The organism is Rhizobium sp. CF122, assembly GCF_000282035.1.
Lineage (GTDB): Bacteria > Pseudomonadota > Alphaproteobacteria > Rhizobiales > Rhizobiaceae > Rhizobium.
This window is the reverse complement of the sequence record NZ_AKKA01000016.1, coordinates 16517-30269: the sequence shown is the minus strand read 5'-3', so window position 1 is coordinate 30269 and position 13753 is coordinate 16517. Positions and strand designations below refer to the sequence as shown.

Annotated in this window: 9 protein-coding genes; 7 read left to right on the top strand and 2 right to left on the bottom strand. The window is 59.2% G+C overall.

The window, feature by feature from the left end; translation table 11 throughout:
* Positions 1–305: 305 nt before the first annotated feature.
* From PMI09_RS04205 to PMI09_RS04180, 6 genes are all read left to right on the top strand, one after another.
* Positions 306–1094, top strand: a complete 789-nt coding sequence (locus tag PMI09_RS04205) for an SDR family oxidoreductase (RefSeq protein ID WP_007789194.1) — start codon at positions 306–308, stop codon at positions 1092–1094.
* 211 nt (positions 1095–1305) lie between these two features.
* Positions 1306–2589: an efflux RND transporter periplasmic adaptor subunit gene (locus PMI09_RS04200; protein ID WP_007789193.1), complete on the top strand. Its 1284-nt coding sequence runs from the start codon at positions 1306–1308 to the stop codon at positions 2587–2589.
* A complete protein-coding gene (locus PMI09_RS04195) occupies positions 2586–5702 on the top strand; it encodes an efflux RND transporter permease subunit (RefSeq protein WP_007789192.1) in 3117 nt (1038 codons plus the stop codon). The genes PMI09_RS04200 and PMI09_RS04195 overlap by 4 nt, the downstream gene beginning before the upstream one ends.
* Before the next feature lie 163 nt (positions 5703–5865).
* Entirely contained in the window at positions 5866–7158 is a 1293-nt protein-coding gene (locus PMI09_RS04190) for an Hsp70 family protein (RefSeq protein ID WP_007789191.1), read from the top strand.
* A 59-nt stretch (positions 7159–7217) separates the two neighbouring features.
* Positions 7218–8090 carry a uracil-DNA glycosylase gene (locus tag PMI09_RS04185; RefSeq protein WP_007789189.1) on the top strand — a complete coding sequence of 291 codons (873 nt, stop codon included), beginning with the start codon at positions 7218–7220 and terminating at the stop codon, positions 8088–8090.
* Positions 8091–8239: 149 nt separating this feature from the next.
* Positions 8240–8431: a hypothetical protein gene (locus PMI09_RS04180; RefSeq protein WP_007789187.1), complete on the top strand. Its 192-nt coding sequence runs from the start codon at positions 8240–8242 to the stop codon at positions 8429–8431.
* Between the two features lie 97 nt (positions 8432–8528).
* Here the strand turns inward: PMI09_RS04180 and PMI09_RS04175 are convergent, their stop codons facing one another.
* Together PMI09_RS04175 and PMI09_RS04170 are read right to left on the bottom strand one after the other, a co-directional pair.
* Entirely contained in the window at positions 8529–9380 is an 852-nt protein-coding gene (locus PMI09_RS04175) for a hypothetical protein (RefSeq protein ID WP_007789184.1), read from the bottom strand.
* A gap of 214 nt (positions 9381–9594) precedes the next feature.
* Entirely contained in the window at positions 9595–10524 is a 930-nt protein-coding gene (locus PMI09_RS04170; RefSeq protein WP_007789183.1) for a DMT family transporter, read from the bottom strand.
* A 448-nt stretch (positions 10525–10972) separates the two neighbouring features.
* Between PMI09_RS04170 and pepN the strand changes: the two genes are divergently transcribed.
* A complete protein-coding gene (gene pepN, locus PMI09_RS04165) occupies positions 10973–13621 on the top strand; it encodes an aminopeptidase N (RefSeq protein WP_007789181.1) in 2649 nt (882 codons plus the stop codon).
* Positions 13622–13753 lie beyond the last annotated feature (132 nt).

The window sequence follows — 13753 nt, the reverse complement described above, 5'->3', positions numbered from 1 at the left end:
CGATCACCACGTCAAATTCCATGCTCTCGCGTTCGGGCAGTTCAGTCGTATCGGTCATGCATCCATCTCCGCTTGGCCGACATTGCGGCCATATTCCCCGTGATGGGGTTATCTCTTGTCAAAACGAAGGGCTATTGTCGAGCCGGGAAACGACAGCGAATCCCCCAATTCGCGCAACAGTATTTCTAGCGCCAAATAAATATACGCACCTTACGTAAACGTCAAACGATAAACAAGTGGCGAGCGCCGCTTTCGTCGCCACTCTACGCGCCGTATAGAGAGACGGACGACAGGAGGAATTCGACATGGATCTCGGCATCAAAGGCAAGCGCGCACTCATTCTAGCGTCGTCGCGCGGATTGGGTCATGGTATCGCCGTGGCTTTGGCGCGCGAGGGGGCGAATGTGCTCCTTTGTGGGCGGAGCGGCGAAACACTGGAGGCAAATTGCCGCGCCATCAACGCCGAAGGAATTGGCAAGGCCGATTGGATCTGGGCCGATCTCTCCGACGAGAATTTTGTGGAGACCGTAACCGCCGCCGTAGGCGACAAGCTTGGCGGCGTCGATATCCTAGTCAACAACACCGGCGGCCCGACGCCGGGAACGACGCAGGACATGACGACCGAAAAACTGGAAACCTATTTCTTTTCGATGGTGCTGCGGGTGATTGCGCTCACCAATGCACTGCTGCCACCTATGAAGGAACAAGGTTGGGGGCGTATTCTCACCGTCGCATCATCGGGCGTCATCGAACCTATCGCCAACCTCGCGCTTTCGAATACGCTGCGCCCTGCCCTCGCCGGTTGGAGCAAGACGCTGGCAACAGAGATCGGACGCTTTGGAATCACGTCGAACCTTCTGCTTCCCGGAAGCATCCTGACCGGTCGCCTCGACGACCTCGATGGCGCCGCCGCCAACAGGACAGGCAAAAGCCTCGATGAAATCCGTTCGGCAAAGGAAGCTGCTATTCCCGTCGGTCGCTACGGAACGATCGACGAGTTTGCGGCAGCCGCCGCCTTTCTTTGCAGCCAGCCCGCGAGTTACATCACCGGCAGTCTTGTGCGCTGCGATGGCGGCGCTGCCCGTTCCGTCTGATTGAAAAGGGGAAACTGCGAGAATGTCTGCGATTGAACCTTCGCAATGCCTACAAAGGGTCACATCAGCACATTCTTTCATTACAGAAATTTAAGCCATTATAACCACTTAGTGATGGCCGCTTGGCTAATTGTGTCTTTTTTGCGCCGTAATGAGCGTGGTTCAATAGAGCCTGGATTTACGCGCAATTTGCCCCAACCCGGTCTCGCTCATGAAGAAATTTTTGGTCACGGTCTGCATCATCGCTGCTGCCAGCATTGGCGCATGGCAATATAGGGAACGCATCCCTTATCTTTCTCAATTTTTACCGAAGACGCCGCAACAGGCCGATGCGGTCGACGGTGGCCTCCAAACGGCCGGCGATGCCTCCCAGAGATCCAGTGATCAAAAGGGCGGCGGCAAGGGCCGCAACCGCAACGGCGGGCCAACGCTGGTAAAGACGGTCGCGGTGGTGAAGACCATCCTGCCGCGAGATGTGACGGCCTCCGGCTGGGCTGATGCGGACGACACCACGACGATCGCGGCCCAGGAACAGGGGATCGTTACGAAGATCCTCGCGTCGGACGGCGCCACTGTCAAACAGGGAGACCTGATCGCCGAGCTTGATGCCCGCACGGCACAAGCAACGGTCGACAAGGACAGCGCCATGGTCGTCCGCGACCAGGCCACCCTGGCGGAGGCCGAGACAGCGTTGGCACGCGCCAACGACTTGCTGAGCTCAAAGGCCGGTACACAGCAAAGCTACGATCAGGCGAAGGCAGCGCGCGACACGGCGGCGGCCACGGTCGAGGCGGACAAGGCGGCGCTGGCGGCCGATCAGGTTCTGCTCGAGCACACCGATATCCGCGCGCCCTTTGACGGACGCCTCGGCGACATCTCGGTGAGCCCCGGCGCCTTTGTGAACGCCGGCTCGGCGATCGTAACGATCGCAAAGTACGATCCGATCTATGTGAAGTTCCACCTGCAGGAGCGCGATCTGAGGCAATTGAAGCTCGCCCTCGCCGCAGGGCCGGTGGATGTAAGCACGGTTCCGCAATCCAATAAGGGCAAGCCGCGCCAGGGCCATATCAGCTTTTACGACAACGCCGTCGATCCCGCTTCCGGCACCATTCTCGCGAAGGCGAAATTCGAGAACGCGTCCGGCGCCCTCTGGCCCGGTCAGTCGGTCAACATTGTCGTCCACTTCAACAACAATGAGCAGCAGGTCGTCGTTCCGACAGTGGCGGTCAGCCCGGGCGCGGACGGTTTCTTCGCCATTGTCGCGCGCGATGGGAAAGCGCACGTGACGCCTGTCACCGTGGCGCGTGCAAACGGCGGCTTCACGGCCATCTCAAAAGGCCTCGCGGAAGGCGATCACGTCATCATCGAGGGCCAGGCTCAGCTGGTTGATCAGCAGGCGGTGAAGGAACAGTTCGACGACAAGGCATTGAACGTTGCCTCTGCGGACCAAACCTCGGGCAAGACCGAAATCATCACAGCGGGCACGGAACAATGATACCGAATTTCTGTATCCGACGTCCTGTCGCGACAACGCTGCTTGCCATCGGCGTCGTGCTTGCCGGCCTTGCTGGCTATCAACTCGTACCGGTGGCAGCCCTGCCGCAGGTCGATTTCCCGACGATCAACGTTTCCGCCGCCCTGACAGGCGCCTCACCGCAGACGATGGCGACCTCGGTCGCCACGCCGCTGATCAAGCAGTTCCAGACAATTCCCGGCATCAGCGAAATCAGCGCCACGAACTCGCTCGGCAATACGAGCATCGTTCTGCAGTTCGACCTCAACCGCGATATCGACGCGGCGGCTGCCGACGTTCAGGCGGCGATCTCGCATGCGACGCGCCAGCTCCCCGACAACATGACGACGCCGCCAAGCTACCGCAAGACGAATCCCGCGGATGCTCCGGTCATGCTGCTTGCCGTGCAGAGCGACACCATGCCACGCAGCAAGCTCGATGAGATTGCCGAAGACATCATCTCGCCATCCCTCTCGACGCTTCCCGGCGTCGCCGAGGTTTCGGTATTCGGCGCACAGACCTACGCGGTTCGGGTCGAGGTTGATCCGAATAAGCTTCTCAACCGCGGCATCGGCATCGACACGGTCAACCAGGCGCTGGTTGCGGCCAACAGCCAGGTTCCCGTCGGCTCTCTACAGAACAACACGCAGAGTATGACGATCAATGCGAACACCCAGCGGACGAATGCCAACGAATTCCGCACGCTGGTGATTGCCAATCCGAACGGCGCGCCGATCCATCTCGGCGATGTCGCCGACGTGCAAGACAGCGTCGAGAATCTGAATACCGGCAGCTGGTACGATGGTAGCCGCGGCATCATTCTCGCCATTCAACGTCAGCCCGATGCAAATACCGTTGAGGTTGTCGACGCGATCAGAGCGAAGCTGCCGGGCCTGCACGACGAGATTCCGGCCTCGGTTTCGACGAAGGTCATGAACGATTCAGCGCAGCCAATCAAGGACGCGATAGCGGACGTCAAATTCACGCTACTCCTGACAATCGGCCTCGTCGTCCTGGTTATCTACCTCTTCACCGGCCATCTAACGGCAACGATCATTCCCGGGCTCGCCGTACCACTATCGTTGATCTCCACCTTCGGCATGATGTATGTGCTCGGCTACAGCATCGACAACATCTCGTTGCTCGGACTGACGCTTGCCGTCGGCCTTGTGGTTGATGACGCGATCGTCATGCTGGAAAACATTCTCCGGCATGTCGAGGAAGGAATGCCGGTTCTCGATGCGGCGATCAAGGGCGCCGGCGAAGTCAGCTATACCATCATTTCGATGTCCGTATCGCTGATTGCCGTCTTCATTCCGATCCTGCTGATGGGCGGCGTCGTCGGCCGTATATTCAACGAGTTCGGCATGGTCGTTGCCATTGCGATCGTGGCCTCTGCAATCGTTTCGCTCACAGTGACGCCGATGTTGGCGTCGCGCCTCGGTAGCGGCCACGAGCGGCCCCCGCTCTTCATCCGCTGGTTCGACGCCGGTTTCGAGCGGACGCTCAGAGGCTATGAGAGATCGGTCGGCTGGTGCCTGGAGCATCGCCCGACGGTTCTTGCACTGTTCGTGGCGTCTGTCGGGTTGACCATCTACCTGTTCATGACGCTGCCCTCGAGCTTCTTCCCCACCGAAGATATCGGCCGCCTGAACATCACGACGCGCGCTCGTCAGGACATTTCCTATCCAGCAATGCAGGCGCTGCAGAACCAGGCCGCAGAACTCGTGAAGCAAAACTCCGCCGTCAACCACGTGATGTCGATCGTCGGCGGCAATGCACGCAGCCCACTCAACAACGGCACTATGTATGTCGAGCTCAAGGACAAGGATCAACGTCCGCCACTTGATCAGACCTTGAGGGAGTTGCGAGCGAGCATCAGCAAGATTCCGGGCCTTCAGGCATACATAACGCCGCAGCAGAGCCTCCGCTTCGGCGGCCGCCAGACGGCGAGCCAATACCAGTTGGTCGTCCAGGCACTGAGCGCCGATCAGACGAACATCTGGGCAAACAAGATCCAGCAAGCGATGCGCGCCGACCCGCGTTTCACTGACGTGGCTTCCGACGCGCAGAACAACGCATTGCAAGCCAATATCGTCGTTGACACCGAGAAGGCGGCGGCCTTCGGCATCACCGACGGGCAGTTGCGTACGACGCTGCAGGAAGCCTTTGGCGGCTATACGGCGGCACAGATTCAGTCGACCGGCGACAGCTATGACGTGATCGTGGAATATGACACCAGCAAGCCATGGGACGATCAGAAGCTTCAGGAAATCCGCGTCGCGTCCAACGGCGGCGCCCTGGTTCCCCTGTCGACCTTTGCGACGGTCCAGCGCACAACAGGCCCGGTGACCATCAATCAGACCGGTCAGCTTGTGTCGACAACGGTCTCGTTCAATCTACCTGCAGGCGAGGCGCTCGGCGACGCCACAGCCGCGATCGACCAGATCAAGAAGGATATCAATATGCCCGCGGACGTCTTCACGTCCTACGGCGGCACCGCGCAGATATTCCAGCAATCTCAGGGCAACACCCCGCTGCTTATTCTGGCGGCCGTGCTGACCATCTATGTCGTGCTCGGCGTCCTCTACGAGAGCTTCATCCATCCGTTGACGATTCTTTCAGGCCTGCCGGCTGCGGCACTCGGCGCCTTGCTGGCACTGAAGGTGATGGGCTTCGATCTTTCGATCATCGCCCTCATCGGCCTGCTGATGCTGATCGGCATCGTCAAGAAGAATGCGATCATGATGATCGACGTCGCATTAGAAAATCTGCGCTCCGGCAATGGCATGTCGCCGTCGGAAGCGATCCACGAAGCCTGCGTCCGACGCTTCCGCCCGATCATGATGACGACCTTCTGTGCCCTCCTCGGCGCACTTCCGATCGCGCTCGGAAGTGGGGCAAGCTCGGAACTACGCCAGCCGCTCGGCATTGCAGTCGTCGGCGGTCTTGTCGTGTCGCAAGCGCTAACGCTGTTCATCACCCCGGTCATCTTCGTCGAAATGGGCAGGCTTAGCGATTGGCTTCTCAGTCTCGGTCGCAAGAAGAAGACCGAGCACAATGAGGACACGCCTCAAGCAATAGCTGCCGAATGAACGAGAAGCGGGCGTAAATGCCGCATTTTTCGCTTCAAGCCTTGAATAACAACGGCCTCTGTGGCATCACGCGCCCTCCTTGAATTCGGGCGCGCCGTTTCCGCGCCTTCGCGGAGGCTGGCCTCCCGATCTCAAAACATAATCGGCAGGATGAGGTGCGAGCATGGCTCAAGCGCTGGGATTCGACTTCGGCACAACGAACACGGTTTTGGCCACGGCAGACGGGCAGACGACGCACTCAATGGCCTTTACAAGCGCCGCCGGCAGTGCCGACAGCATGCGCACTGCCCTGTCCTTCATGAAGGATCCGCAACTCGGCGCGTCAGCCTTGAAGGTTGAGGCGGGCCATGCTGCGATCCGGCAATTTATCGATAATCCCGGTGACTGCCGGTTCCTGCAGTCGATCAAGACCTTTGCGGCAAGCGCTCTTTTCCAGGGCACCCTCATCTACGCGAAGCGTCACAGTTTCGAGGATCTGATGGAGGTCTTCATAAGGCGCCTGCGCAACTACGCCGGTGACAATTGGCCGTCCGACGTCAAGCGCATCGTTACCGGCCGCCCCGTGCATTTTGCCGGCGCGAACCCTGACCCTGCGCTGGCGACGGAGCGCTACAACGAGGCGCTTTCCCGCTTCGGCTTTCCAGAAGTTCACTACGTTTACGAACCGGTGGCGGCTGCATTCTACTTCGCGCAGAATCTGAAGTCGGACGCCACTGTGCTCGTTGCCGACTTCGGTGGTGGTACGACCGACTATTCGCTCATCCGGTTCGAAACGGTCGGCGGAAAACTGACGGCGACCCCCATCGGTCATTCGGGCGTCGGGATCGCTGGTGACCACTTCGACTATCGCATGATCGACAACATCGTTGCCCCGCAGATCGGCAAGGGGAGTCATTTCAAGAGCTTCGACAAGATCCTTGAAGTTCCCACGAACTACTATTCAAGCTTCGGCCGCTGGAACCAGCTCTCCATCTTCAAGACGTCGCGCGAATTCGAGGATCTCAAAAAGCTCGTACGCACCGCGCTCGAACCTGAGAAGCTTGAGACCTTCATCGATCTGGTCGATCACGACGAGGGTTATCCGCTCTATCAGGCCGTGTCGGCCACGAAGATGGCACTCTCGGCTGCGGACGAGGCAGCCTTCGACTTCGCCCCTCTCGGCCGTGGCGGTCACCGTACAATCCGCCGGGCCGACTTCGAGAGCTGGATTGCAGATGACCTCGCGCGGATCGAAGGCGCCCTCGACGACGTGCTGGAGAAGACGAACACGACATCTGATATGATCGATAAGGTGTTCCTCACCGGGGGCACGTCGTTTGTCCCGGCTGTGCGCCGCATCTTCACAGAGCGCTTCGATACGGACCGCATCGAGACCGGGGGCGAGCTGCTTTCCATCGCGCACGGCCTGGCATTGATTGGCGAACGCGAGGACATCACGCAATGGACGGTGCAATAGGTCGGCTCGTGGCCAGAGCGCTCTTTCATTGACGTCTCGGCTTCGCTAAGGTCGCCGTCATGATCTCCGTCAACGAACTCTCTCCGGGCGAACTCGCCGCGCTTCTGCATTTCCATGCCGAAGCGGGGGTGGAATGGCTGCTCGAGGAGGAAGCTGTCGACCGCTTCGCGGAGTTCGAGGCGATGAAGGCGGCGCGACGGAATGCGGCCTCTTCCCCGCAGGCCACTGAAGCTCGGGAAGCTTCGCCACGCCCGGCGGCTCAGGCGACACAGAGGAATGCGCCTGCCCCCGAGCGTGCCGCCCAGCGACCGCAACCTTCAATCCCGGATGGCGAGGCCGTGCAACAGGCACGCGTCACGGCTGAGAGCGCCCGCTCGCTGCAGGAGTTGAAAACGGCGATCGAGGCATTCAACGGATGCAATCTCAAGCACAGCGCACGTTCGACGATCTTCGCCAGCGGAGATGCGACAAGCGGAATCATGGTCATCGGTTCGGCGCCAGGGGCCGACGATGATCGCGAAGGCCAACCCTTTGCCGGGCGACCTGGGCAACTGCTCGACAAGATGCTCGCCGCAATCGGTCTACAGCGCGATGCGATACTGCTGACGCAGGTCATTCCCTGGCGCCCCCCCGGCAATCGCATTGCGTCGACCGCCGAGATGGATATCTGCCGGCCCTTCATCGAGCGGCAGATCGCGCTTGCCGAGCCGAAGGCAATTCTCGTGCTCGGCAATTTTGCTGCCCGGGTTTTTTTCGGCGAAAATGACACGATTCACGGTTTGCGCGGGCAATGGCGGGAGATCGCGGTCGGGAACCGCGTCGTTCCTGCGATCGCGACATTGCATCCGCAAGATCTATTGACGGCACCCGTCAACAAGCGCCTCGCCTGGAACGATCTTTTGGCTTTTCAGGCCAAACTGGCAGCACTCTAATCTGCTCCCAAAATAGGCAATTATAAACGCTTTATGAAAACATCTATGCGATTTACGCATATCTGCCTCTTATTCTAACGCATTGAAAACCTCATGTTGCAGTGCAATATTGTGGTGTGTCTTGGGAGGAATCAACAGGAACCAAGGCAATGACTGCACGTTTTCGTCCTATCCACTGCGGGTTTGAAACCCTTCGCCTTGCCAATGAGCAGGGTCGCACAACGCAAAGCTACAGCCGCATCGGCTTCGCCACGAACGAGCAGATGGTTGCTCGCGGTACCGGCGCCAGCGGACGCATCGCACGTCCCGCCACGATCTTTGCGGATTTTCAGCAGTACTGAGGTCGAGGCTGGTAATTGCTGGCCTCCCATTGCGTGGCCTTATCGCCAAGCGCATTCTCGCGGATCTGGCCGCTTAGTAGGCGGCGCTTTGTCGCGACTATCTCGTTCCCCAGTGGAACGCCTCATCCACGTACGCGAACTTGATCGCTTGCCACTGACTGTACTGTTCGACGAACGAGCGCGACATCCAGAGTAGAGGTTTCCTTTCGGTCGTTTCCCAGCCAATAGATCCTTGCTGCGCTGCTTTGGCAAAAAGCCGCTGCAAGTGCGTGCGCGAAATCATGAAATCCGCCGCAAGGGCGCGACTGTCGACATGACCGACCACAACGCGCTCGGGGTCATTTCCTACCAGATCCATTCGGGATACCAGGTGATCGACGATCAGACCCCCAGCGTCGGTCCACAGGAAAAGCGCCACATCCTCCGCGGGCTCCCGCCACAGTGGATCTTGAAGGCAATTGCGTGCGATACGCGGCTGAAGGATCCGAACCAATTCCGGATGGGCCTCAACATGGGCGGCCCGATTTCCACCGTCCACCAAATCAAGGGCTCCTAGGTTCGAGACGAGCCATCCCAATATCGCCTGATGACTGATCTCTGCCGGCTCGAAGTGGCGCGGACGACGCCGCTCCGCCCCTGGCTCGTAGGCTATGAAGCGGTAGGTGAAGAGTTCCTCGATGAAGCTCAGCACCGTGTTGCGGCTAGCCACCTTGCGGGACGTGATCTCGCCCGTCAGTCGGGCAGCTGTGAAACCTGACGCCGGATCAGCAGGATCGCGCTCCATGGCAAGGGCGTAAGCGGTCTGCGTCAGCAGCCAGCGCTGCTGGGAAGCAAGCAATCGTGCCAGTCGTGGGCCAGCATCGAACATGCCGCGCATGCGCCCCGCGTGGAAGCGGATGGCTAGGATGAACTTCGGGTTCGCAACCAAGTCTTCGGCATTAAAAGGCATTTTTCTCCCGACGCGCGCATACCCGGCGTCGGCACTCCCGAGGCACCACGACGTCCGATCAACCCAATAACATGCGCATTCGCGAATAAATGAAGCTTCGTCAAGTTCATAAGCCGCAACAAACGTTCGGATACGTTCACTATTTCGTTTGAATTTCTCCCGCATAACGAGAGAACTTCAGCGAAACGATCACAAAGAAAAATGGAAGCGGCTTTCACGATCCGGCTTGCCGGGCGGCGCGCCGCTCCAGATCAAGTTGGTGTTCGCGGTAGATGATGAATATCCCGGCTGCGACGACAATCGCAGTTCCCATCAGCGTGCTGCCGCCTGGGACATCGCCAAACACAAAATAGGCGATGACGCTTCCGATGACGATCGATGTGTACTCGAACGGAGCAACCGTCGAGACATCCGCGTGCCGATAGCTCTCCGTAAGCAGGATTTGCGCCACGCCCCCACAGAAGCCGGCCGCAACGAGAAGCAATTGCGGTTTCAGATCAAGGACCTGCCAACCGAACGGAACCGTCACGAGCGAGAACACTGTGGCAATGATCGAAAAATAGAGAACGATTGTCGCCGTCTTCTCTTCCTCAACCAATCGCCGCACCTGAATCATCGCCATACCGCCGAGCACAGAAGCCAGCAGCACCGTGATCGCACCGATCGCCTGCTCGGCATGGATGCCGCCCTCGCGAAAAAGCGTGAGCTTCGGCCAGGATATGATGGCCACGCCCACCATTCCGAAAAGTACCGCGCTCCAGCGGTAGATTCGTACGGTTTCACCGAGGAACAGCGCCGCAAAAATCACGGCGACAAGCGGCATCGCGTAGCCGAGCGCAATCGCCTCTGGCAGCGGCAGGTGCAGCAGCCCGTAGAAGCCTAGTCCCATCGATATGATGCCGAGCGTCCCCCGCTTCAGGTGTCCGATCGGATTGGCAGTATAGAATGCCGATCGCAACTGCCCGCGATAGGCTAGGTAAGCCATGATCGGAAACAGCGCAAAGAAGGAACGGCAGAAAGTCACCTGCCCCGGCTGGATGTCGCTGCCGGCAAGCTTGATGAAGGTCTGCATTACAAGGAAGACAACAACCGAGCCGACCTTGAACGCAATGCCCCTCATCGGGTTTCCCGTAGCCGACCGCATGTCTTGAACTCTTGTATTGCTGTTTTGAAGCAGGAGAATGCGCCAGACTCGACGCAGCGTGACTGTGACAGTCGTTGTGCCGAATGAACAGATAGAAAATCGGAAAGTTTACAGAGCCACCGAGCAGACCAGATGACCGCCACTCTCGATACGCGTAGCAACCGAGGAAAATTGGTACAAACCCCGAGATCTCAGCGCCGGCAATACGAAGCATAGTCGTCGTTCAGCGAACTCAAGGCGACGAGGCGATCAAAGCAGCCATCAACCTCAAATCCCATTCCCAGATCCGCCCAGATATAGCCGTTCCCAGAGTCTCCAAATCTTCCGCTGCCTCGATTTCGCTTTAACTTTAGTTCAGACTTTAATGTAATCATGCCCTCAAAATTTGTGGCGGAGTGCCCACTCCGCAGACGAAGCAGCCATCCGCTCAAGGTCTTCAGGGAGCATCATGCGTACAGATACCGGCCAGGTCATCAATCTGGCAGACTACCAGCCCACCGAATTCGTTCTGGAACGCGTGGACCTTACCTTCGAACTCGATCCGACTGAAACCAAGGTCGAGGCACGACTGATCTTTCATCGCCGCGAAGGCGTCGATCCCAAGGCCCCGCTGGTGCTCGATGGTGATGAGTTAACACTGTCCGGCCTGCTGTTCGACCAGATGGAAATGCCGGCGAACCAATACACGGTAACGCCTGAAAGCCTGACAGTCCGCGATCTGCCGGCATCCGAGCCGTTCGAACTGACGATCACAACGATCATCAACCCCGAAGCCAATACGAAGCTGATGGGCCTCTACCGCACCGGCGGTATCTACTGCACGCAGTGTGAAGCCGAAGGCTTCCGCCGCATCACCTATTTCCCGGATCGCCCCGACGTCCTGGCGCCCTACACGGTCAACATCATTGCCGACAAGGCTGCCAATCCGCTGCTGCTGTCGAACGGCAACTTCCTCGGCGGCGCTGGCTATGGCGAAGGCAAGCACTTTGCCGCCTGGTTCGACCCGCATCCGAAGCCAAGCTATCTCTTCGCGTTAGTCGCCGGCGATCTTGGTGTCATCGAAGATACGTTCACGACGATGTCCGGTCGCGAGGTCGCGCTGAAGATCTATGTCGAGCATGGCAAGGAACCGCGCGCCGCCTATGCGATGGACGCGCTGAAGCGCTCGATGAAGTGGGACGAGGACGTCTTCGAACGCGAGTACGATCTCGACATCTTCATGATCGTCGCAGTCTCCGACTTCAACATGGGCGCCATGGAGAACAAGGGCCTCAACGTCTTCAACGACAAGTACGTCCTTGCCGATCCGGAAACGGCTACCGATAGCGACTACGCCAACATCGAAGCGATCATCGCGCACGAATATTTCCACAACTGGACCGGCAACCGCATCACCTGCCGCGACTGGTTCCAGCTGTGCCTGAAGGAAGGACTGACCGTCTATCGCGATCACGAGTTCTCCGCCGACCAGCGCTCGCGCCCGGTCAAGCGCATCGCTGAGGTCCGCCACCTAAAATCCGAGCAGTTCCCGGAGGATGCGGGTCCGCTTGCCCATCCGGTTCGGCCCACGAAATACCGCGAAATCAACAACTTCTACACAACGACCGTCTATGAGAAGGGCAGCGAAGTCACGCGAATGATCGCAACGCTGCTCGGTAAGGACACGTTCAAGAAAGGCATGGACCTCTACTTCGATCACCACGACGGCCAGGCCGTTACGATCGAGGACTTCGTCAAATGCTTCGAGGGCGCAAGCGGGCGCGACCTCGCACAGTTCTCGCTCTGGTACCATCAGGCCGGCACGCCGCTGGTTACCGCTTCGGGATCCTATGACGCTGCCGGAAAGACCTTCAGCCTCTCGCTCGAGCAGATTGTCCCGGCGACGCCCGGCCAGTCAGAGAAGAAGCCGATGCACATCCCGCTGAGTTTGCAGCTCTTCGCTGAAGACGGTGTGGGCATAGCTCCGACCTCCGTCGAAGGTGCCGAATATGCCGGCAGCGTGCTGCATCTGACTGCGCGCACCCAAACGGTCGTATTCCACGGCGTCCAGACGCGGCCCGTGGTCTCGATCAATCGCAGCTTCTCGGCGCCGATCAATCTCCATTTCGACCAGTCGCCCGCCGACTTGGCGCTACTTGCCCGCCATGAGACTGACCATTTCGCGCGATGGCAGGCCCTGACGGACCTTGCACTTCCGAACCTTCTGAACGCAGCGCGCGATGCCCGTGAAGGAAAGACCGTCGGTTCTGAAGCAACATTCGTCGACACCCTTGTAGTCGCTGCGGCTGACGAGAGCCTTGAGCCCGCCTTCCGCGCCCAGGCCCTGGCCCTGCCAAGCGAAGCCGATATTGCCCGCGAACTCGGGGGCAATGTCGATCCGGACGCAATCCATGACGGACGCCAGGCGGTGATGAAGCAAGTCGCCGACGCCGGACGGAACACGTTCCTTACACTCTATGACTCGGTGACGACACCGGGCGCCTTCAGCCCGGACGCAACGAGTGCCGGTCGCCGTGCCTTGCGCAACGCTGCCCTGACCTACCTCTCCTACGCCGAGAATTCGCCGGCACGCGCCAAGGCTGCCTTCGATGCTGCCAACAACATGACCGACCTGCTGCATGCCCTGACCATTCTTGCGCACCGCTTTCCGGACAGTGCGGAAGCTGCGGAAGCGTTGTCGATCTTCCGGGATCGCTTCGCTGAAAACGCACTGGTCGTCGACAAATGGTTCTCGGTGCAGGCAACCATACCTGGCGCCGGCACGCTCGATCGGGTGCTGAAGCTGATGGAGAACCCTCTGTTCAAGAGGACCAACCCCAATCGCGTTCGTTCGCTTGTCGGTACCTTCGCTTTCGCCAATCCGACGGGCTTCGGCCGCGCCGATGGAGAAGGCTACCGCTTCCTCGCTCGCGAGATTCTCGAGATCGATCAGCGCAACCCTCAGTTATCTGCCCGCATCCTGACGTCAATGCGTTCCTGGCGTTCCCTTGAGCCGGTTCGGCAGGACCACGCCCGTGCCGCCCTGTTGGAAATCGAACGGGCTGCCGAGCTTTCGACCGACGTCCGCGACATTGTCGAACGCACTCTCAAAGGGTGATTTGCCGTCGAATGTCGCCGCGAAACTCGCAGCGACATTCCGACCGCCGAAGAAAAATCAGCATCTAGAATCAGTTAACAGATTTTTACCTTTTCCTCTGGACAAGGCGAATCACCAGTGATTCATTGAGTT

Coding starts and splice junctions, on each gene's coding strand:
- PMI09_RS04200 (WP_007789193.1), top strand. CDS start 1,306: ATGAAGAAATTTTTGGTCACGGTCTGCATCATCGCTGCTGCCAGCATT.
- PMI09_RS04170 (WP_007789183.1), bottom strand. CDS start 10,524: ATGCGGTCGGCTACGGGAAACCCGATGAGGGGCATTGCGTTCAAGGTC.
- pepN (WP_007789181.1), top strand. CDS start 10,973: ATGCGTACAGATACCGGCCAGGTCATCAATCTGGCAGACTACCAGCCC.
- PMI09_RS04180 (WP_007789187.1), top strand. CDS start 8,240: ATGACTGCACGTTTTCGTCCTATCCACTGCGGGTTTGAAACCCTTCGC.
- PMI09_RS04205 (WP_007789194.1), top strand. CDS start 306: ATGGATCTCGGCATCAAAGGCAAGCGCGCACTCATTCTAGCGTCGTCG.
- PMI09_RS04185 (WP_007789189.1), top strand. CDS start 7,218: ATGATCTCCGTCAACGAACTCTCTCCGGGCGAACTCGCCGCGCTTCTG.
- PMI09_RS04195 (WP_007789192.1), top strand. CDS start 2,586: ATGATACCGAATTTCTGTATCCGACGTCCTGTCGCGACAACGCTGCTT.
- PMI09_RS04175 (WP_007789184.1), bottom strand. CDS start 9,380: ATGCCTTTTAATGCCGAAGACTTGGTTGCGAACCCGAAGTTCATCCTA.
- PMI09_RS04190 (WP_007789191.1), top strand. CDS start 5,866: ATGGCTCAAGCGCTGGGATTCGACTTCGGCACAACGAACACGGTTTTG.